Source organism: Candidatus Babeliales bacterium (assembly GCA_040879965.1).
Classification (GTDB): domain Bacteria; phylum Babelota; class Babeliae; order Babelales; family JACPOV01; genus JBBDJI01.
In genome coordinates, this window is the sequence record JBBDJI010000012.1 from 1 (window position 1) to 20,971 (window position 20,971).

A 20,971-nucleotide genomic window follows, 5' to 3' on the forward strand; every position below is an offset into this window, starting at 1 on the left:
TTACATGGATTTACTGACATATCACCTTCACGGCTATTTTCACCAATGATCAAGCCTCCATAAACCTGCACACCTGGACTTACAAATAACACACCTCGTTGTTGTAAGTTATCTAAAGCATAACCAGTTGTGCTACCTGGCTCCATTGAAACAATAGCACCTTTAGTACGGGTCGGAATATCACCTTTATATGGTTGATAACCAGAAAAATGACAATTAAACAAACCAGTTCCTCGTGTATCGGTTAAAAATTGGCTACGAAATCCGAGTAATCCACGAGATGGCACTTCAAACTCCATACGTAAACGGTTATTTTTAAGCGGCTCCATATGCTTTAATTCAGCTTTCTTTCTGCCTAACTTTTCCATTACGACACCTTGATGATCATTATCTACTTCGATCATTACAAATTCTACAGGCTCATGCTTGGTGCCATCAATAGTTTTATAAATCACTTCTGGTGCAGAAAGTTGAAACTCAAAGCCTTCACGACGCATATTTTCAAATAAAATACCAAGATGCAGCTGACCTCGCCCAGATACTTTAAATGTTTCTGGTGAATCAGTTGGTTCTACGCGTAATGCCACGTTTGTTTTTAATTCTTTTTCTAAACGTTCCTTAATTTGACGAGACGTCAATAAAGAACCATCTTTTCCGCTAAATGGTGAATCGTTAACTGATAGAAATACTGATAATGTCGGTTCATCAATTGATACATAATCACACGGAGTCGGGTTTTCCGGCATACAAATAGTAGAACCAATCATAACCGGATCATTAAATCCAGTTACTGCTACAATATTACCATATTCTGCGGTTTCTACTTCTTTTTTGCTTAAACCATCAAATACATACATTTTGGTAATTTTTGTTGGTCTGCCAATTTTGCCATCTCTGCAACATACAATTTGTTGGCCAACTGATAATGAACCACTAAATATTCTACCAATTGCAATAGTTCCCAAAAAATCTGAATAATCGAGGTTGGTTACCAATAATTGCAAATATTCTGCACGGGGTTTTGGTGCTGGTACTTGCTTGATAATGGCATCCAATAAAGGAGACATATCGCCACTCATCAGAGTAGAATCTTGATTTACAAAGCCTAATTTAGCCGAACCATATAAAATAGGGAATTCTAGTTGGCTTTCATCAGTTGCATAATCTAAAAATAAGTCATTAATTTCATTTTCTACGCGATCAATTTCTGCATCGGGACGGTCAATCTTATTAATAAGAACTAAAGGCTTAAGATTTAATTCCAAAGCTTTACGGAGTACAAATCGGGTACCAGGCAATACACCTTCTGCCGCATCAACTAAAAGCAAGAAGCCTTCAACCATCTGCAGAGTACGTTCTACTTCGCCACCAAAGTCAGTATGCCCCGGTGTATCAACAATGTTGATCCGGTGATCATTATAAGCAATACCAGTTTGTTTGGCTAAAATCGTAATCCCACGTTCTTTTTCCAAATCATTTGAATCCATCACTCGATCAGCAGATGCATCAAATTGCATTCCTGCTTGCTTTAAAAGCTTATCTACCAGTGTGGTTTTTCCATGATCAACATGGGCAATAATGGCTATATTTCGTATTTTTTCTGACATAATCCCTATCCAATGTTTTATAAAAGTTTTCTATTTGTAAAATTACCCTTGTTCTTAGCTTATCAATTCTTTTCTAAAAGTCTAGCAAAATATTTCGTGATAGTCACCCCAAAAATGAGCATAAATTAAAACCTTATTTACAGATAGAAATGGTATTTGATATACTTAAAAAAGAGAAAAGGAGCTTAAAAATGAAAAAAATCATGAGCCTAATTCCTATTTTGCTCGGGCTAATCTTGTTCAATACTGCTATTTTGAACATCCAGGCTCAAGAAAGAAGTCCCCAAACCTATAAGCAAGTGAAAGAAAAGATTCTTGACTATAAAGATACGTTTGCAAATGATATAGCAACATTTGCAGTTCATGTACTTACAGTACTCCCCCCGCTTACTGATAGCCAAAAAAAATCGTTGAAAAATATACAGAGCCTTCTTGGTGAGCTTGCCACAATGAATTGGGAAAAAGAATATAAAGATATTCAAAGAATCCCGCAAACCTTGCAAGGCTCAGGAACTTTAAAAGAATTAACTAAAAAATTAGATAAATTAGAGGAACAAAAAGAAGAGTTATACATCGATTGGTCATCAAAAATTGCAGTTAAATACCCTGCCGCGCAATTAGTTGAACAATTGATTTCAGGAAAAATTCCTGAGCAAGAAAAAATCACCCTCAATTTAAATGAGCTCCATTCTTTTTTTAATGAACTCAATAAAGAACAAAAAAGGATAGAAAAACAACTATCAGAGATAAGCAAAAAGCTAGGAAAATTAGCAAAAAAAGAGCTGGTATCACAACCAAGAATAATAGAAATTTATAATGAACTAACTCAAAACCAGGAAAATTTGATTCGTGAAATTTTTGAAAATGATTTGCAGAGCAAATTATATTATGATTATTCATTATGGCAATCAATTTTCAAAACAATTATTGAAAAAGTAAACAAGGCTATTTCTATTCCCAAGGCTCAAGAAGCATCCTCAAAAATCTATGAACAAGCACGAGAAAAAATCCTTAATTACAAAGAGAAGTTCGCGAATGATATCGCTATACTTGCAAGCCATGTACGTGAGGTGCTTCCACCACTCACCAATCAACAAAAGCAAAGCTTAGAAAATATCGGCCATCTTCTTAATGAGCTTGCCGAAACAAACTGGAAAAAAATATATCGAGAAGAAACTCAACAAAGACCACCGCAAAAGAAGGGCGAAAGTTTTGAAGAATTATTTGAAAAAATGAAAAAATTAAAAATAAAAAAAATAAAAGTTTATGATTGGTCAAATCAAATTGCCAAAAAATATCCTGCTGCACAATTAGTTGAACAATTGATTTCAGGAAAAATACCTAATCAAGAAAAAATCACTATCAATTTAAATGAACTTCGCTCTTTTTTTAATGAACTTAACAAAGAACAGAAGCTCATTGAACAGCAAATTTTTGAAATTGAAAAAAAGCAGAGTGAAATTAGAAAAAAACAACTTACAACAAAACCGAGAATATCTGTGATACTTTGGGACATAGACCAAAATATGACATCTTTAACTAATGAAGTTTTTGAAAATGACTTACAAAACAAGCTTTATTATAACTTTGCTTTATGGCAATCAATGTATAAAGCTATATTAGAACAAGCTAAGAAACATATCCCATTCTAAAAAAAATAAGAGCTAATCAAAACTTTTAAGAATTGATCAGCTCTTATAAATTTACTTATGCCAAATTATTTAAAATTCAGGCGCATAATATGGTAATAACGCCATCACGCGTGCTTTTTTAATTACATGCGAAAGCGCACGTTGATGACGCGCACAAACGCCAGATATACGCGAAGGTAAAATTTTACCTCGCTCAGTTAAAAAGCTTTTTAACACTGGTACATTTTTATAATCCAACACAGTTTCTACTTGTTTCGCTCCACAAAAGCGGCAATGCTTACGAGGTGCAAAAGATAATCTACGTGCTTTTTTACGTAATAAACGACTGCTAATTTTTAATTTTGATGTTCTTTTTTTTACCATTTTATTCCTCAGTTTCTTCTAAATCTGCGTCATTTTCATCATCTTCTTCTACTGATTTGGCAACCTTGGGCATTGGCGCTTCTAACGTACCAGTTGTTTTAAGTAATCCTTCCATTTTGTTTTCTCTTAAAAAAGTATCGACATCTTGTGAAGGAATATCTTCGAGAGATTCAGGTTTGTAATATGTTAGTGATTGATCCATATCAAGACGAGAATTCATAAAACGCATGATCATTTGAGGATATTTAACCGTAAACAATGAATGAATATCCTTAGTTAATTCATCAACATTATTAAGATTAGTTTCAAAACGAGTTAAAAAATAGACACCGTATTCATTATTTTGAACAGGATAGGCAAGTCTGTATTTACCCCATCGTTCAAAAGAAGTTATTGAACCGCCACTTTTCTTTACTAAGCGTTCAAACTCATTTTCTAACGCAGATGTTTCATCCGCGGTAATTTCGGGAATGGATAAAATAAGGGTTTCGTAACGAACCATAAAAAGAACTCCTACTAATTGGAAATGCTTTAAAGCATTATAAAACATTGGTTTTATTTAGTTATCTAAAAAAACACCCTAGAAATGGGCATTCTTAAAAAGAATATAACAAAAAAAAAGCTTTTCTGCTAGCTTGAAAAAAAAATAGCCGCTCATAAGAGCGGCTTAATTTAATTTTTAGATCAATTTTTGGTGACGTTGAATAACACGGCCAATAATTCTGAAATGATCTTTGCCACGAACTAACGCAACTGGTGCTTGTTTATGATTAACCGATTCTAAGACTATGAAGTCTTCAGTATAAGTCACTTGCATAATCGCACGAGTAGCCGTATCGTTGCCATATTCAACAGCCGCAATATCTCCTGAACGCGTCCATGTTTCTGGTGAAATAATTAACAAATCACCTTTTACAAAAATCGGCGCCATAAGATTATTATCAACTGAAAAAGAAAACATTGCATTATCTGTGGTATTTAAGATTGGTACGAACTCATCTTTATGTCCGCTTGTAATTTGCATAAGTTGATTATTATAAGGAGATGGGTTAGCAGGAATTTCTCCAACAACCGGAATAATTTGTACTTTCAACTCAACATCAGATTTTTCTGGCATGCTTACATTACTGTCTATGTTATCAGTACGCTGCTTGCGTTGTGCAAAAAGATCAACTGGATTTACTTCAAAAGCGTTAGCTAGCTTTCTTAATGAATCTTCATTCCAGCGCCTGGTTCCATTTTTTATATGCGTTAAGTAACTCTCGGACATCCCAGTCTTTTCTGCTAAGACTTTTGTGGTCCATCCTTTTTCCCTGAGCAACTCTTTAACACGCAATTCTGTCAAGGAAGACATAATGAGCTCCTCTTACTAATTTGTATTAAATGTGATAGTATGGTTATACAACTATAATTAATTCTAATTGTACACACTTAAATATTCTTGTCAAATGGAAAAGAAAACCCCATGCCCACGATAAAATACAAGCAGCGCTTCAACAAAGATTTTTTTGAAACTCAAAATTGGCAAGAAAATCAATTAGTCTGTGGTATTGATGAGGTTGGACGTGGCTGTTTAGCCGGTCCTGTTGTGACGGCCGCCGTTATTTTATTTCCTAATAAGAAAAGTCGCTTACTTAAAGATTCCAAATTACTTGACCAAGAAGAACGTGAAAAAGGCTTTGCATGGATTCGTAAAAATGCATGGTTTTCATATGGCATTATAAATCATAGAGATATTGATACATATAATATTTATCATGCAACGCTTCGTGCGATGAAGAGAACCTTAATGCAATTATTTGCTCACTGCCCCAATCTGCCTCAAAAAATTTTAGTTGATGCAATGCCCGTTAATCTTGAAAAAACAGCGTATAGCAATTTAGAAGTTATCTATTTTCCATTTGGCGAACGCAAATCAAGTTCGATTGCTGCTGCTTCAATTGTTGCAAAAAACATTCGTGATGAAATTATGCGCAAACTCGATCCAGTATTTCCGCACTATAAATTTGCGCGCCATAAAGGATATAGCACCAAGGTTCATCAACAAGCAATAAGAGAACACGGTCATTCAATTATTCATCGTCTGCGCTTTTTAGATAATAAGTACTGGCTTTCGGATGAACAAGCTACGCTGCCTTTTGAAAAAAATGATGAACATACATTAAAAATAGAATAAATTATTAATTAAGGATTTTCTCGTGCAAACAAAATCTTTTGCTGAGGTTATTGAAAGTTCATTAACTGGTTGGCTCGCACAAAGTTGGGAGTGGAATAATTTCCCTGCATTTGGCTCATTAGTGGTTATTGAACAAAAAAAAAGAATGCTATTCGGCATTGTTCATCAAATTCAAACTGGCTCCATGGATCCGGTTCGTTACCCATTTGCTTATCAAAAAAGCGAAGAAGAATTGCTGCTGGAACAACCACAAATTTTTGAATTTTTAAAAACTACGTTTTCTTGCCTTATTATTGGGTATCGAGAACGTGGTAATATTATTTATCAATTAGCTCCTGAGCCACCTAAAATTCACTCATTTATCACTTTACTCCAAAAAGATTTATATAAAGAGTTTTTTAGCACACATAAATATCTCCATCTCCTTTTTAGTCTTTCTAATCAATTATTTAGTCTTGATGAATTATTACTCGCTATCCTCAAGCAATTAAAAGATCATCAGATACTGAATGAAGATTATCTTGAGGAATTAATTGATCAATTTTGTTTATTAAATGGTAACGACTATAGACGGCTCAAGCTGCTGCTACAAAGAATCGAACAAATCCATTCTTCTTAATAAAGCACTTGGCATTAAAAAAATAGAAAAAAACTGATATACTATAAAAAATTAACCTTTTTTTAGAAAATAATTACCATGTTTAATATTTTAAAAAATACATTTGGCACTATTTTTTCTCAGTTTAATAAGATTCAAGGGCTATTTTCTCGCACTTCCATTGATGAAAAAACAATGCAAGAGTTGGAGCAACTATTAATTGAAGCAGATACGGGCATTCAAACGACCCGTGTTATTTTAACCAATCTTAAAGAAAAATTTCGCCAAGGCATTATTAAACAAGGTGAGGATTTAAAAAAAGCACTCGAACTAGAACTTGTTAATCTATTAAAGCCATTTACTCATTCTGAAAATCGTATTTATTTATTAGTTGGTATTAATGGCAGTGGCAAAACCACCGGTGCAGCAAAACTAGCCTATCAATACCAGCAACAAGGAAAAAAAGTTTTATTAGTAGCTGGTGATACATTCCGTGCTGCGGCAAGTGATCAACTTAAACAATGGGCAGAAAAAGTTGGCGTTAATATTGTATGTGGCAAAGAAAATCAAGATCCGGGATCTGTTGTGTTTGCTGGCTGCGAACAATTTAAAAAAGATAATTATGATATTCTTATTATTGACACCGCTGGGCGCTTACAAACAAAAATTAATTTAATGCATGAGCTTGCTAAGATTAAAAAAATTATTCTCAAGCAATTTCCTACTGAACCGATCACTACCCTGCTCACGCTTGATGCAATGCTCGGGCAAAATTCACTCGAGCAAGCAAAAGTTTTCCACGATTGCACTAAAATTAATGGCATTGTGTTATCTAAAATGGATGGCACTGGAAAAGGTGGCATTGTTTTTGCAATTAATGAAACGCTCCAAATTCCAGTAGCATATATCGCTCATGGTGAAAAAAAAGAAGATCTCAAACAATTTAACCCTCCTGAATATGTGCAGCAATTAATTGCCGAATAAATTTATTTTTTTTCTAATTTCTGTTTGTTTTGTGGAGCACTATTTTTTTCATTTTCTTGTTTTGATTGTGTCGCCTGTGCCGCTTGCTGCTCTTTAATTATCTGTTCATGACGTCTTGCTTGCTGTAATTGATAATTTTTTTTACTCCAACCACTCATTGCACATAAATTATTCAAGCAAAGGATTACACAAAAAACTAAGTTTTTTTTCATACAACTTCTCCATACATTTTATTTTTCTTTATCGGCTCTCAAAAAATTGTTAGGTTTAATGTAATCAAAAATCCTTAGAGATTAGAAGTATATATGAAATATAATGTTATTATTCTCATACAAGAAATCGCCGACCAACTCAAACATATTTATGAAGACGTTGTTGAGCAACAGCAAGTAGCCTGGTGGTTATTACAAGCAGTTACTCAAAAAACAAAAGTACAATTAATTGCCCAAGAAACCGTAGATTTAACCGAAATACAAGAAGCAACATTAAAAAAATGGATTCAGGAACATAGTCAAGATTTAAAACCATTACAATATATTCTTGGCTCAGTTCCTTTTTGCAATCTTGAAATTTTGGTAGAGCCACCAGTACTAATACCGCGCCCTGAAACTGAAGAGTGGTGTTGTGAGCTCATTGAACAATTAAAACAACTTCCTGATAAAAATATAATGATTCTTGATTTATGTAGTGGTTCAGGATGCATTGCATTGGCATTAGCAAAAGCATTACCACAAGCAACAGTAATTGGTACTGATATTTCAGAGCATGCTTTAGCTTTAGCGCAAAAAAATGCGCAGCATAATAAGCTTTTAAATATTAAATTTTTGCATTCAGATATTTATGATAAAATTCCTCAAGAATATAAATTTGATTTAATTGTAAGTAATCCACCTTATATTGCGCCCGAGGAATGGCAAAATCTTTCACCGATGGTTAAAAAATGGGAAGAAAAAATAGCATTAGTGGCCGATGATCAAGGACTTACAATAATCAGAAAAATTATTGATAATGCACATAATTGGTTACGACAAAATCCTGCTTTAACTTCTTTAAAAATTCCACAACTCATCATTGAAATAGGCTACAAACAAGGACAAGTAGTAAAAAGCTATATGGAAAATGCAACATTCAAAAATGTACAAATTAAAAAAGATTTATCAGGAAAAGACCGAATTGTTACCGGAAGGCTATAATAAATGTTTTCTTTGCGTGAAAAACGTAAGCATATTATTTCAGTCCATCTTAATCAAAACCATCTAGCATGCTATTGGCTTGAAAAATTAAAACAAAATCAATTTGAAGTAAGAGCCTATCAAGCAACAATATTGAAACGATTTGAATTTAAAAATCTAATTACTTTCAATAGTTTATTTATTAAAAGTACACTACAAAATTTTATTAAAAAGCATAATTTAAAAAAATCGGATGCTGTACTTTCTTTAGGTGGTCCCGGTTTTATTGAACAAATTATTAATCTTGGCACCGAAATACCACAAATATATCATCTTAATTGCGCAAAGAATGTTCCTATTTTTTGGGATTATCAACCAATGAGCTATGTAAAACAATCGAATAAAACCTATTATTATTGTTGTGCAATTACCAAAGAATTACTTTTCCAACAACAATTAATCGCATTAATGGTACCGATTACTTACACTAAAATACTTTCTCAACGTATATCTTTATTACACGCATGCAATTATTTTTTCCCTGATCAGCTGGCTCATGCAGTGATAAACAATCACGCTTCATTGCAAAATAGTATTCGTTATTGTATTGATCAATGGGATGTTGAATCACATATCATTAACTTTACTTCTTCACTCATACAATATAAACAGCAATTATTTGAAGCAATTGGCGCTTATTTGGCAGGAATTTCAGCATATGAAAGAATTTAATTTAATAAAGACGCTTTCTCCGCAAAAAAAACAGCGTTTAATATACTGGCTCTACCTGACAATTATTGCTTTTGTTTTAATATTTAGCTTAATAACAATCTATGCTATACATGGCATATATAGCTTATGGCAATATAAAACAAAATATAGAAATTTAAAAAACACCATTGCATATGAACAAACACTTTTAAATGAAATTAAATCTTTTAATGATCAACATAGTATTCTTAAAAAAAAATTAGCAAAAATAGATAAATTTTTACACAAACCGGCAAATCCTTGCCATTATTTGCAAATAATTTCTTCTTTAATTCCAGAAGAAGTTGCATTAACAACATATAAACAAGAAAAAAAATCCATGCAGCTTGAAGGACATGCTTTTGGTATGCAACAAGTAATTGCATTTTCACAAGCACTAAAAACTACTGATGTTTTTGATAAAATTCAATTAACTTCATTAACACATCAAGCTTCAAATAAGTCTACTCATGCCCCATTACGATTTGTTATTAAAGGAACTATTAAAAAGAATTTCATTCTTTCTTAATTTATAAATTGAGTAACGCCAAGACTTAAAAAGCCATGAGCATTACTTCTTAAAATATTAATCTAATATAAACTGTTAGATTTTTTATGTTCTGCTTCCAAATCATTCTGATTAAAAATATTCTTAATTTGTATAAATTCAATTTTGCAGCCGTAATTATCTGTAGTTTTAGTTGACATTTTATTAATTTTAAATTCTTCATCAACCCAATCATTTAGTGAACTACATTTTTTCCAATCGTTTTTAAGTTGAATATTATGTAATTCTTTTAAATCATTTTCATTTTTAATATGAGAAGCCTTAAAACCAATAAAGGGGATTACCTCTGGCAATTTATGATTTTTTTTATATCTTAAAAACATATCTAAATCTAATTTTATGTCTGAGATATTAATTGAACATTCACTATTTTCGCTACCTTTAATGTCTAAATTAGCAACACAACTATTCGCAACATGAGCAGGGTATTCACGATATAATTTGGTCAAAATTTCCGGCAGAAATATTAAAGTATCTGCTATTTCCGGATGACCGGTTCTTCTTATATCAGAATGTCCTGGATCCTTTCCATTTATTTTTGTTTTTAAACCAATAATGATCGCATTATCTTGTCGCTCAAAATAATTATCAATGCAAAGATGGTAAAGATATTTATTCATAATCATAAAAGAAGTTCCTATTGCCACACTTTTAATTAGTTTTGATTTAATTGATTCTGAAGAATTGTTAATCAAAGGATATGCTACTTGGCCAATTTCAGTTAAAGCGAATAATTTAAGCATCCATTCTGGATACCTTCCGAGCGGCTCTACTGCATCACCTTCTGAATAAAAATGAATAAGCTGTTTAAAATTTTTGGGGCCATATTTTTTTCCCTCGAGGCCTCTTATTGGACATGCTAGATGAATTATCATATCAATTGGTAGCAATAATTTTTGAGAAAGATTATTAATAACATTACAACCATGACTATGACTGATAAATGAGGTTTTTGTATCAATTTCATAATTTTCTTCTAAATATTTTTTGAGAAAATCAGCTGCATTTATACGTTCCTGATCAGATAATTCTCCACTCCAAAGAAATGATATTAAGTCTACGGTTTTTTTATGAGCAAAAGCATACCAGGTTGCAAATCGTTTAATATCAAGATAATTTTGTTTTTCTTTATCTTTAAATTCTCTCTCTTTAAAATATTGTGTTGATTCAGTACCCCAAGTACCATGCGTTACCACAATAACCGCTTTATTTTTATTATCTACATTATTAAAAGGTCGAAACTCATCTATTTTTCTGATACGCTTTTTATCTAATGAAGAAAATTCATTTCCAGAAATTGATTCATCCATTATATTAATCCAAATACCAGCATGATTTAAAGAATCTGGCCTTAAAAAATCATTTTCCATTCCATTTAACTGAACTATAGACCCCAAAGACAAAAGTAAAAACCATAACTTTTTCATAATTCATTCCTAATAAAAATTTTTAAGTTTTAATTTTTTACATAAATATATACTTAAAACATACTAGCTTCCAAATAGAAATAAGACAAGCAAATATTGATCTACTATGAAAAATCTCTTTACATTACTTTTAAAAAATGATCACAAAATTTGTAAAAATTACTTATTAGAATTCAAAAAAACAACATGATAAGATTATAATTTTTTGTAAAATGTAATTCATGTTATTCTATTATTTGGAATATCTTAAATTTTTTTAATTCGATTTTAGGTCATGCAAAAAATAAAACAGTTACCATTACATGAAGCACAAAAAATAGCGGCTGGTGAAGTTGTTGAACGCCCTGCAAATGCTATCAAAGAATTGATAGAAAATAGTATTGATGCACAAGCGCAACAAGTTCAAATTTATATTGAAAATGGTGGTCAATCATTAATTCGTGTGGTGGATAATGGATATGGCATGTCATCCAAAGATGCCCAAATTTGTTTTGATCATCATGCGACAAGCAAAATTAATACTGTAGAAGATTTATTAACACTGCAAAGCTTTGGTTTTCGTGGAGAAGCGCTTGCGAGTATTGCAGCAGTTAGTACCATTTGCCTGATCACCAAAGAAAAAAATACGTTGTTTGGCACGCAAGTTAACCGTGACGCACAAACAATCGTTGATATTAAAGAAGTTTCGTGCGCAGAAGGTACTGATATCACTATCAAAAATTTATTTTATAATGTACCGGCACGTAAAAAATTTTTAAAAACCGTTCCAACAGAAGTGCGTCAAATTACTCAATTATTCCAAGCCTTTTGTTTTGATTATCCTACTATTCATTTTTCATTGTATTCAGAAAATAAACTTGTTTATAATTGCCCTCCCGTTAAAACATTATTAGAACGAGTTTTTCAATTTTGGGATAGACAAGAAGCTGAACATATGATCAGTTTAGATTCCGCTGAAAATAAAGAGATCAACATATCAGGCATCATATCCAACCATCAATCGTTCCGATATGATAGATATCATCAATTTTTCTTTGTAAATCAGCGCTGGATAAAAAATCATCAACTTGCAAAAGCACTCCTTAAAGGCTACTTAAATGTTATTCCACAAAATCGATACCCCGCTGCCGTTATTTCTATTCAGATAAATAGTGCAGAAGTTGACATTAATATTCATCCAAGAAAACAAGAAGTACAATTTTTACATCCACGCATTATTGAGCAATTGATACAAAAAACGGTAAAACAAACCTTAGAAAATCATTTATCCCAGCACATACAAAAACCGGTTACATTTTCTTCAACACAAGAAAATGAACACAACTATTCTGTTGATCAACCATTCAAGCCCGCAACATTAAGGAATAATGAATTCATTCCTTCTTTCAGCTCATCGGCTATTGAGTTTGAATCTTTATCCATACCAGAACCAATAACGTATAGCGGCCAAGATAAGGAAATAAAACCGGCTCATAAAACTGATGAGAATCTTACTATTACGGTAGAAAAGCCATCGCCACTTTCTATGCAGAATATTCAATTGCTTGGACAATTGAAAAAAACTTATATTTTGGCGCAAGATAAAGATGGCTTATTTATTATTGATCAACATGCCGCTCATGAACGTATTTTATATGAACAATTTCGCACCCGTTTCAACGCGCTTGAAACTATTAATTTAATAACACCGCATATTGTTAGCCTCTCAGAAGATGAATATCAAACGATCCATCCCCATCTTGAACATATTGGTGAATATGGATTAGCACTCGAGCCGTTCGGCAATAAACAATTAATTATCCAATCAACTCTTGGGTATCTTAAAAAGGTTTCGTTTGAAACATTAATAAAAGAAATTATTAGTTTAATAAAAGAATATGCGCAATTACCACACGAAGAATTTCATAAAATGTTACATGAAAAAATACATGCGCAAATGGCATGCAAAGCAGCCGTAAAAGCGGGTGACACTTTATCAAACGAACAAATGCAACAATTGCTCAATGATTTATATGAAACAAAAAACCGGTTTGCATGCCCTCATGGCAGACCAACCGGCTGGCTTTTAACTACATATGAAATAGAAAAAAAATTCAAACGGAAGCTATAAACTAAACTTCCTGTTCGGGATGTTGTTGTATTAATAATGTGCGATATACATATGCATAGGCTAATGCAAAGAATGGAAAAGCAAATAAAACAAACCCCATGTGGAATGGTTGCGTAATTATGACCAATAAAAGAATTAATGCAAACAAATGCCAACGTATATTGCGTGTAAGCTTTGCACTTTTTTTAAATGATTCAATAATACCTGCATTTTGATCAACAATAAATAAGTGATAAAATCCAAAAACAATAGCAAAATAAATACCAGGAACTATAAATAAAAGTAATCCTAGAATGGTTCCCAACATATAAAGTAATGCAGCGATCGCATCTTTGAAAATTAAGTTATAGCAAGAAAAAAGCGTACTTACTTGATTTGGCTTATTATCATAAAAATTTAATGCTATTTTGCTCCATCCTAATGCTAAATAGCGATACGTTAAATAAAGAATAAGGACCAAAATAAAACTTGCAGCAGGCGCTTGCCAAGTTATATTTTGAAAGAATATTTTTTTTATTACTTCTTGATTTATTTCATTTTCTTGAAAAACGGCTTTAATTTTATCCAAAAAAAGAAGACTACTAACTATTAATGCAATAAAAAAACTTCCTATTAATGCCCCAAAGGCACTAAATTCTATTAAAATAAAATAACCAAAACGCTCAAACAACGTAAAAATACTAAACTTCAATGTTTCTAAATTTGAAAATCTTTTATTATTCACAATTATGTCCTTAATATTGCATTGTTCTTTTCCAGTTGTATTGATTTCATTATACGTATTATACAATCTGAAAACAAGCTTTTAATACCAAAAGCGATTACGTATTTGATTAATAAACATAATAAGTGGTGGTTCCCCACGCAACCGTAAACCATAATTAATCATGCCAAGCGCAATGAGCATTAGTATCACACGCGCTAATAACTCTCCGGCAGAAAGTACGAGCAAAATAATACCGCCAATAAGAAATAATAATCCCTGAAATTGATGTTGACGCATATCAATTCCTTTCTGTTTTAAATAACTCATAAGCATGCGACCTTTACATATTCAATTTTCCAATATACAATAAAATATCAATATCTAGCAGTAGATATAAAATAGAGGAAAAATATTAGAAAATTAACGGCTATTTCTATTTTATTCTGTTTTTTTGTTTCATACAATCATGTATATCAACCAAATTATCAAAATTTTTTTGATTCGCTATTGCAAAAAAACTATAATCAAACTAATTTGCCGCAAAAAAAGCCCTCTTTTAATAATGCAATGTTTTTGCAAAACACTAAAAAAAATAGCCGCTTAAGAAAAGCTTTCTCTGAAGATTATGAAAAGCAAAATAAATTATTAGCCACTATTATTGAATCAATTTTAAATCCTGACGATAAAAGAACAATTGCTGATTTTTCTGATCAACTTAAATCTTGCAGCCAAATTTATAAAAAATACCCCTCTCTAGGAAAAATTATTAAAAAACAACTTGAAGTACCAAGTTTTAAAAGTTTCATGAGCGAATTTAATAATTTATCAAAAAATGATATGCCAGAAAAAATTTATACAAAAACAGAAGTCATAGAAAGAAAACTTGATCATTGTAGCTGTTGGGAAAAAATACAATTTGTGCATACCATTTCACAAAAGTTTAAATAGCCTCTTTTTGAGCTCATCTAATTTTACACAATATTTGATTCATCAAAGCTCTTGTAAAAAACTTCTATACATAATAAAATTTATTTTATTAACAATAATTTTATAAAAAAATAGATAAATTCTAGATTTTTTTTCATTAATCAATTAAAGTTGCTAAACAACATGTAAATTCTTAACGAGGAGTTTTTAAAACCATGGCTTATAGTGTTAAATCTAAAAAAAGTGGCAAAACCTATTATCTGCATACAAAAGAAGTAGAACTTGCTGGTGGTCGTAAGCAAAGAATTTATTATTTTGCCGGCGCTGAGAGTAAAAATACTCTTGATGCAATACCTGAAGGTTATGAGGTTATGGAAAATAAACGTACCGGCCTTCCAATGTTACGCAAGAAAAAGTAAATTGCCGGAATTTATTTTTTAAAATAATTTCTCAAAAAAAATAAGTATTTGTTTTGCATTTCTCTGCGCATAGCAAGGAATATAAAACAAATACTTATTTTTTTGTGTTTATTTTCTATCTTCTGCGACCACGACGTTTCTCGTCGCCTCTTCCTTTTCTTCCTCGTTCATCTCTTCTTCGTTCACCTTTAAACTTATCCGGTCTTGGACGAGTAGGTTTTTTTCTTTTCTCACGATACACATCTTCAACTAAGTAAACCTTATGAGATTCGGTCGAAATTGGTGTTGATTGCATTGCACCTATACAATCTCGTAAACGATTTTCAGGAATTGAAATAAATGTTTTTTCTTTTAATACCCGAACTTTGGTCACTTCTTGTGGAAGTACTTTGCAAACTTGATATAGATAATTACGCACTATGTCTTCATCAAGGCCTGATTGTTGACCTAATTCCATACAAATTTCTTGTGGACCTACATCGGCGCTCACCCGTTTTAAATCTTCATGAATAATATCTTTGAAAAATTTATCTTCTAATGCTACCGCTAAAGAATTTTTTACTTCATCTTCGCTAAACGAATTTATGAGTTCTTTTACTACTTCATGTACACGTGATAATTTGCTATCTGGCTTCTTTGATTGCTCAATAAAATCTGATACCGCTCCCATTTTGGCATTAATAATTGCATCCAATGGTGGCACCGGCACTTCTTGTAAATTAGTACGAGCAATTTTTTCTAACCTACGAATTTTATGAAGTTCAGATCCCGAAACAAATACAATTGCTATTCCTTCCTTTCCAGCACGTCCGGTTCTGCCAATCCGATGAATATAGCTTTCCATTTCATCGGGAATAGAATAGTTAATAACATGGGTAAGATCTGAAACATCAATACCACGTGCAGCTACATCAGTTGCAATTAAAATATTAAAATCTTTATTTTTAAAGCCCTTGATCACTTGATTACGTAACGCTTGCCGCATATCACCATGTAAACAATTAGCTTTAAATCCTTTACTTGCTAATTCTTCCATAACTTGATTGGTAAGATCTTTAGTACGACAAAAAACAATACCATAAAAATCAGGTGCGGCTTCGATAAACCGAGCAAGTGCTTCCGTGCGTTGCCGCATAGGTACTACACAATAATATTGTTTAACTTGTGGCGCTAAAATATCTTTTTCTGCAGCTCTTACTGATAATACATCTTTCATGTGTGATTTGATAAGTTGTTTAATACCAGGCAAAACCGTAGCAGAAAATAACCAAATATTTCGATTTTTTGGCGCATATTCTAAAACACTATTAATTTCTTCTTTAAAGCCCATATCAAGCATGATATCAGCCTCATCAAGCACTAATACTTTAAGTGAGGAGAGCGTTAGTGTCTTGCGCCGTAGGTGATCATTAAGCCGCCCGGGCGTACCAACAATAATTTGAGCACCACGTTTGATATTAGTGATTTGACGATTTATGGGCATCCCGCCATAAATTGGCTCAATTATTATATTCGTATTACGAGAAACATCTTTTAAGCTTTCATAAATTTGTAATACCAGTTCACGGGTCGGTGCTATTATCAATCCCTGCACCGCTTTTAATGATGGATCAATGACTTGCAGCAATGGAATGCCAAATGCCAATGTTTTACCAGTACCAGTCTGTGCTTGTGCATGGACATCCTGTTTTGGATCTTCAAGTAGTTTCGGAATAACTTTTGCTTGAACTTCGGTTGGCTTGGTAAACCCAAGCATCTCTAAAGATTTTTGAATTGCGGGCAATAAGGGAAAATCAGAAAATGTGTTCACAAAAATCCTTTCATATGATAATTTTCTTTTAGTATATCAATTAAGCAAAATAACGCTCAATAATCATAAAAAAAACCACAAATTTGGTTAAATTAATAATTTATAGCAACCCTTTTTTATTTTACTTACCTCAATTTTATTACAAAAATATATTTTGAAACAAGAAACAGCTTTTAGATATCAAAAATTTTTTTAGCAAAAACTAAAAAAATCACTTAAAACACAGAGGTAATATTTAACCAAACAGAATAAATTTTTGCATCAAAGCGTTTTGATCTACCGATTGAAAATCCAGCTCCAAAAATAAATGGTTTTTTTAAAGACAAAATATGCTTACTTACTAAATTTATACGAGCATATGCATTGTGGCGCACAAATCCTGGAGTTTTAATAGTTTGCGTGCTAAAAATTATTGCTTGATTGGTAAAAAAAGTAGGATTATAACCTGCCTCAATAATTGTCCTTCTTTTCCTGTATTGAATTGCCCCCAGCAAATCAGTTACATTTCCTGGTTGTACCCGCGCATCTGCCGGTAAAATTGGTTGAAAATTGCGCGAAAAAAAATGAATAAATCTATTTTGAAAAATTATACCTAATGATTTTTTTAATGAATTGATAATACTATAAGAAATTTCTGATCCAACACCAACACCAAAAAAACGTGTTCCCACGAGTGTGCCAAAATTTTCGAACGGCTCAACTTTTCTTCTAGTAGGAGACCCAACTAATCCATAAAGAACGCCTTGCGTATCTTTTGTTAAAAACTTATTAAATCCACCAGTTACTACCACATCATCAAATCCCGTTCGAGAAATTGAAAATGTAGGAATTCCTTTTGCTTTTGCCCGTTCATTTTCAATCCCAGTCGTTGCTTCAAGCCAAAAAGATCTTGATGGAATAAAACGAATATTGAATAATGAACCAACTGATAATCTTTTTTGATTAATATTAATATTAGAAACGCTATCAATAATACTGTTATCTTGTTTTTGTATAATTGGTACTACACTGGCAGCCCATAAAGGCCCTTTGATATTCATTTTTTCAACTATATTAGCTGGCGCAAATGTTCTGCGAATGCGCATATTATAAACCAGCGTTATCGCATCAAGTTGATTAAAAAAGATGATAAAATGTGTAAGCAACAGAAATTTACGCATTATACTGCTCTTTTAAAAGCTTTTTAGTGTAATTTTTTATAAGCAAAAATTATAATGCAGTAGAAAATAATTCAATCATGGCTTCATTAAAAGCGGGAATATCATCTGGTTTGCGACTTGTTACGAGATTATCATCAACGACAACTTCTCTATCAACCCATTGTGCACCAGCATTCATAAGATCGGTACGAATAGAAGGCCAAGAAGTAACCGTCTTTCCTTGTACCGCATTCGCATCAATAAGCGTCCAAGGCCCATGACAAATTGCGGCAATAGGCTTACCCGCTTTTGCGATTCGAATAATAAAATCTATTGCTTGCGGCACCATGCGCAACTTATCAGGATTCATTACACCACCTGGCAATAATAAAGTATCGTAATCTTCAGGATTTGCTTTTTCAATTGATAAATCAACGGGATATTCATCAGACCATTGACCATGCTTCCAAGCCTTAACTTTATTTTTTTGCGGAGAAATTAATATCGTTTGTGCACCAGCCTCATTTAAAGCTTTTCTTGGTTGAACTAATTCCGATTCTTCAAATCCATCAGCAACTAAAATCGCGACTTTCAGATTTTCTAAGTTCTTTGCCATAACCCAATCTCCTTTTTTTGTTTGGTTATAGCATGCGAATAGCTCATAATACAATACAAGAAAAAATCTTAAGAATTAAAATAAGGATTTCGTCGTAATTGATTTTGATAACCTACTGACCCAAATTCATAGCTTGGTACTTCAGCAAATGATTGTTGATTTCCTGAAAGTTGCTGTAATGGTTGTGGCCGATTATCAAAGGTTTGATGATATTGAGGAAATCTATTGTTTCTCTTTTCATTATCATTTGATTGTTGTTTTTTTTCTTTAATAAAAGATGGTAAAATACTATAAATTAAACTTTCATTAAGTCTATACATTGAAAGAGATTTTTGCTTCTCTAATTCTTGTTCTATCTTCTCTTTTAATTCTTCTTCTGTTTCATTAGTTGTGAAACGTGAAAAATCTATTAATCTTGATAGATTGGGATTATTATTTAGTTTCTCATTTAATAGTTTATCTCTACATTTTTCTATTAATACATTACAGTCAGCAGCACTAAAACCTTCAGTTAATGCTACAAGTTTTTCAATATTTAATTTGCCTATATCTAAATCAACTCTTTTGAGTTTTTCTTCCAAAATTATCCAGCGTTTTTCTGGATCAGGATTATTTATTTTTATTTTTGTATCAAATCTACCCGTACGAATAAATGCATGATCGATTTTATCTTTTTTATTGGTTGCAATAATCACTGTTGTATTTTTTAATTTCTCTATGCCATCCAGTCTTGTTAACAAAGTATTTAAAGCTTCTTGAGTTCCACCATTTTGTAAATGCTCAGCACCATTTCTGTTTTGAGTCAGCACTTCTGCTTCATCAATAAAAATAATTGCATGTTTATATATCTTAGCTTGTTGTTTTGCTTCTTCAAAACAGGCATTTATATTCTTTGCGGTCTCACCTACATATTTTGCTACCGTTTTAGCTATGGAAATCTCCACTATAGGAATGTTACATAACTCTGCCAAAATTCGTATCGATAATGTTTTACCATTTCCTGGAGGGCCATATAACATCATTCCTTTTTCAATGTTTGCACAAACCTGTTCATTTTTTTTTCTAATAATATTGCAAGCAAAATTTTCAAATTCGGCAGGAATATCTCCATAATAGCCATTACTAGTAAATGCAAAATTAATTAACTTTTGTGTTTTTGAAAAACCGTCTGGCTCCTTCAAGCTTTTTACGATCTCTTTATAAATTTTAGTTTCTGGCTTAAGTTTAGTAAGTTGAAAATCATCTTTTTTTGAAAAATAACTCTTTATCTGAGAACCCGTATTGGCAAAAAGAGAAAATGCTCCTAAACATTGAGCTGCTATCATAATACCTTGATAAGTATAAGAATATATGCTGCTTGGGCTTTCATACATTCCTTGTACAAAACCGCCGCAAAGCTTTACGATGTCCAATCCTAATTCTTTTCCACCAGGTGTTTGCGTAAAATAGCCAGCTAACAAACCAGCACAGAGTATTTTTTTATAATTATTTGTGGTCCATCTGCCGGTAGCACATATTTTTTCAGTAACCGTAGTAATTTTTTTTCTCAAATTAAATGGGCTGGCATGAAGATTAGAGTTAATTGGCAAAACAATTAATATTGATAAAATTATTTTTATTGTATTTATTTTCAAGTTAGCAACCTCTATTTATAAAATTCTATTAAGTAAGAGCAATACTTTTATTATATTTTTTTTGCCTAATTTGTCAATGCTATGCCCATAAAATTTCAATATGAAAATAATATAAAAAAATATAATCTTAACTGAATTTTACATGATCAAATAAATAATAAAAACGCAATCTATTAGGTTTTTATTGCAACAAGAAAACTAAATGCGACAGGGCTTATTAAAAACACCCATGATATAGCCACTTATTGCACAAATCGCCAAATGTAGTATAATTTCCATATAATTAATTTTCTATATTACTATGGAGGAATTT

At 32.0% G+C, this 20,971-nt stretch carries 22 protein-coding genes; 10 read left to right on the top strand and 12 right to left on the bottom strand.

What is annotated here, in order from left to right; all coding sequences use genetic code 11:
• On the bottom strand, positions 1-1,607 hold a 1,607-nt coding region (gene typA, locus WDZ41_02360; protein ID MEX0940176.1), incomplete at its 3' end, for a translational GTPase TypA.
• Between the two features lie 191 nt (positions 1,608-1,798).
• Between typA and WDZ41_02365 the strand changes: the two genes are divergently transcribed.
• Entirely contained in the window at positions 1,799-3,259 is a 1,461-nt protein-coding gene (locus WDZ41_02365; protein ID MEX0940177.1) for a hypothetical protein, read from the top strand.
• Positions 3,260-3,328: 69 nt separating this feature from the next.
• Here WDZ41_02365 and rpsR read toward each other — a convergent pair whose 3' ends face one another.
• The 3 genes from rpsR to WDZ41_02380 all read right to left on the bottom strand — a co-directional run bounded on the left by rpsR (position 3,329) and on the right by WDZ41_02380 (position 4,976).
• Positions 3,329-3,622: a 30S ribosomal protein S18 gene (rpsR, locus tag WDZ41_02370; GenBank protein ID MEX0940178.1), complete on the bottom strand. Its 294-nt coding sequence runs from the start codon at positions 3,620-3,622 to the stop codon at positions 3,329-3,331.
• Between the two features lies 1 nt (position 3,623).
• Positions 3,624-4,124, bottom strand: a complete 501-nt coding sequence (locus WDZ41_02375) for a 30S ribosomal protein S6 (GenBank protein ID MEX0940179.1) — start codon at positions 4,122-4,124, stop codon at positions 3,624-3,626.
• Positions 4,125-4,301: 177 nt separating this feature from the next.
• A complete protein-coding gene (locus WDZ41_02380; protein MEX0940180.1) occupies positions 4,302-4,976 on the bottom strand; it encodes an XRE family transcriptional regulator in 675 nt (224 codons plus the stop codon).
• Between the two features lie 111 nt (positions 4,977-5,087).
• On the opposite strand from WDZ41_02380, the gene WDZ41_02385 reads away from it, so the two are divergent.
• From WDZ41_02385 to ftsY, 3 genes are all read left to right on the top strand, one after another.
• The gene (locus WDZ41_02385) at positions 5,088-5,798 is read left to right on the top strand and encodes a ribonuclease HII (protein MEX0940181.1); all 711 of its coding nucleotides are present in this window, start codon (positions 5,088-5,090) and stop codon (positions 5,796-5,798) included.
• A gap of 22 nt (positions 5,799-5,820) precedes the next feature.
• The gene (locus tag WDZ41_02390) at positions 5,821-6,417 is read left to right on the top strand and encodes a hypothetical protein (protein MEX0940182.1); all 597 of its coding nucleotides are present in this window, start codon (positions 5,821-5,823) and stop codon (positions 6,415-6,417) included.
• A 78-nt stretch (positions 6,418-6,495) separates the two neighbouring features.
• Positions 6,496-7,380, top strand: a complete 885-nt coding sequence (gene ftsY, locus WDZ41_02395; protein ID MEX0940183.1) for a signal recognition particle-docking protein FtsY — start codon at positions 6,496-6,498, stop codon at positions 7,378-7,380.
• A 2-nt stretch (positions 7,381-7,382) separates the two neighbouring features.
• Here the strand turns inward: ftsY and WDZ41_02400 are convergent, their stop codons facing one another.
• On the bottom strand, positions 7,383-7,592 hold the full coding sequence (locus WDZ41_02400; GenBank protein ID MEX0940184.1) for a hypothetical protein: 210 nt from the start codon (positions 7,590-7,592) through the stop codon (positions 7,383-7,385).
• 93 nt (positions 7,593-7,685) lie between these two features.
• Here WDZ41_02400 and prmC point away from each other — a divergent pair, with 93 nt between their 5' ends.
• Genes prmC through WDZ41_02415 form a run of 3 tightly spaced genes read left to right on the top strand, consistent with a single transcriptional unit; the run spans position 7,686 to position 9,831 of the window.
• Positions 7,686-8,573: a peptide chain release factor N(5)-glutamine methyltransferase gene (gene prmC, locus WDZ41_02405; protein ID MEX0940185.1), complete on the top strand. Its 888-nt coding sequence runs from the start codon at positions 7,686-7,688 to the stop codon at positions 8,571-8,573.
• Between the two features lie 3 nt (positions 8,574-8,576).
• Entirely contained in the window at positions 8,577-9,284 is a 708-nt protein-coding gene (locus WDZ41_02410; GenBank protein ID MEX0940186.1) for a hypothetical protein, read from the top strand.
• Entirely contained in the window at positions 9,271-9,831 is a 561-nt protein-coding gene (locus tag WDZ41_02415; GenBank protein MEX0940187.1) for a PilN domain-containing protein, read from the top strand. The genes WDZ41_02410 and WDZ41_02415 overlap by 14 nt, the downstream gene beginning before the upstream one ends.
• Before the next feature lie 62 nt (positions 9,832-9,893).
• Here the strand turns inward: WDZ41_02415 and WDZ41_02420 are convergent, their stop codons facing one another.
• Entirely contained in the window at positions 9,894-11,297 is a 1,404-nt protein-coding gene (locus WDZ41_02420; protein ID MEX0940188.1) for a hypothetical protein, read from the bottom strand.
• Between the two features lie 274 nt (positions 11,298-11,571).
• Here WDZ41_02420 and mutL point away from each other — a divergent pair, with 274 nt between their 5' ends.
• The gene (gene mutL / locus WDZ41_02425; GenBank protein ID MEX0940189.1) at positions 11,572-13,407 is read left to right on the top strand and encodes a DNA mismatch repair endonuclease MutL; all 1,836 of its coding nucleotides are present in this window, start codon (positions 11,572-11,574) and stop codon (positions 13,405-13,407) included.
• Position 13,408: 1 nt separating this feature from the next.
• Here the strand turns inward: mutL and WDZ41_02430 are convergent, their stop codons facing one another.
• Together WDZ41_02430 and WDZ41_02435 are read right to left on the bottom strand one after the other, a co-directional pair.
• Positions 13,409-14,131: a hypothetical protein gene (locus tag WDZ41_02430; protein ID MEX0940190.1), complete on the bottom strand. Its 723-nt coding sequence runs from the start codon at positions 14,129-14,131 to the stop codon at positions 13,409-13,411.
• Positions 14,132-14,212: 81 nt separating this feature from the next.
• Complete coding sequence (locus WDZ41_02435; GenBank protein MEX0940191.1) at positions 14,213-14,440, bottom strand: hypothetical protein; 228 nt, start codon at positions 14,438-14,440, stop codon at positions 14,213-14,215.
• A gap of 180 nt (positions 14,441-14,620) precedes the next feature.
• On the opposite strand from WDZ41_02435, the gene WDZ41_02440 reads away from it, so the two are divergent.
• Both WDZ41_02440 and WDZ41_02445 read left to right on the top strand, forming a co-directional pair.
• The gene (locus WDZ41_02440; GenBank protein MEX0940192.1) at positions 14,621-15,061 is read left to right on the top strand and encodes a hypothetical protein; all 441 of its coding nucleotides are present in this window, start codon (positions 14,621-14,623) and stop codon (positions 15,059-15,061) included.
• Between the two features lie 194 nt (positions 15,062-15,255).
• Positions 15,256-15,459: a hypothetical protein gene (locus WDZ41_02445; protein MEX0940193.1), complete on the top strand. Its 204-nt coding sequence runs from the start codon at positions 15,256-15,258 to the stop codon at positions 15,457-15,459.
• Positions 15,460-15,574: 115 nt separating this feature from the next.
• Here the strand turns inward: WDZ41_02445 and WDZ41_02450 are convergent, their stop codons facing one another.
• The 4 genes from WDZ41_02450 to WDZ41_02465 all read right to left on the bottom strand — a co-directional run bounded on the left by WDZ41_02450 (position 15,575) and on the right by WDZ41_02465 (position 20,658).
• Positions 15,575-17,269 carry a DEAD/DEAH box helicase gene (locus tag WDZ41_02450; GenBank protein ID MEX0940194.1) on the bottom strand — a complete coding sequence of 565 codons (1,695 nt, stop codon included), beginning with the start codon at positions 17,267-17,269 and terminating at the stop codon, positions 15,575-15,577.
• Positions 17,270-17,484: 215 nt separating this feature from the next.
• The gene (locus tag WDZ41_02455) at positions 17,485-18,429 is read right to left on the bottom strand and encodes a hypothetical protein (GenBank protein ID MEX0940195.1); all 945 of its coding nucleotides are present in this window, start codon (positions 18,427-18,429) and stop codon (positions 17,485-17,487) included.
• 49 nt (positions 18,430-18,478) lie between these two features.
• Positions 18,479-19,024 carry a type 1 glutamine amidotransferase domain-containing protein gene (locus WDZ41_02460; GenBank protein ID MEX0940196.1) on the bottom strand — a complete coding sequence of 182 codons (546 nt, stop codon included), beginning with the start codon at positions 19,022-19,024 and terminating at the stop codon, positions 18,479-18,481.
• A 68-nt stretch (positions 19,025-19,092) separates the two neighbouring features.
• A complete protein-coding gene (locus WDZ41_02465) occupies positions 19,093-20,658 on the bottom strand; it encodes an ATP-binding protein (protein ID MEX0940197.1) in 1,566 nt (521 codons plus the stop codon).
• Positions 20,659-20,971 lie beyond the last annotated feature (313 nt).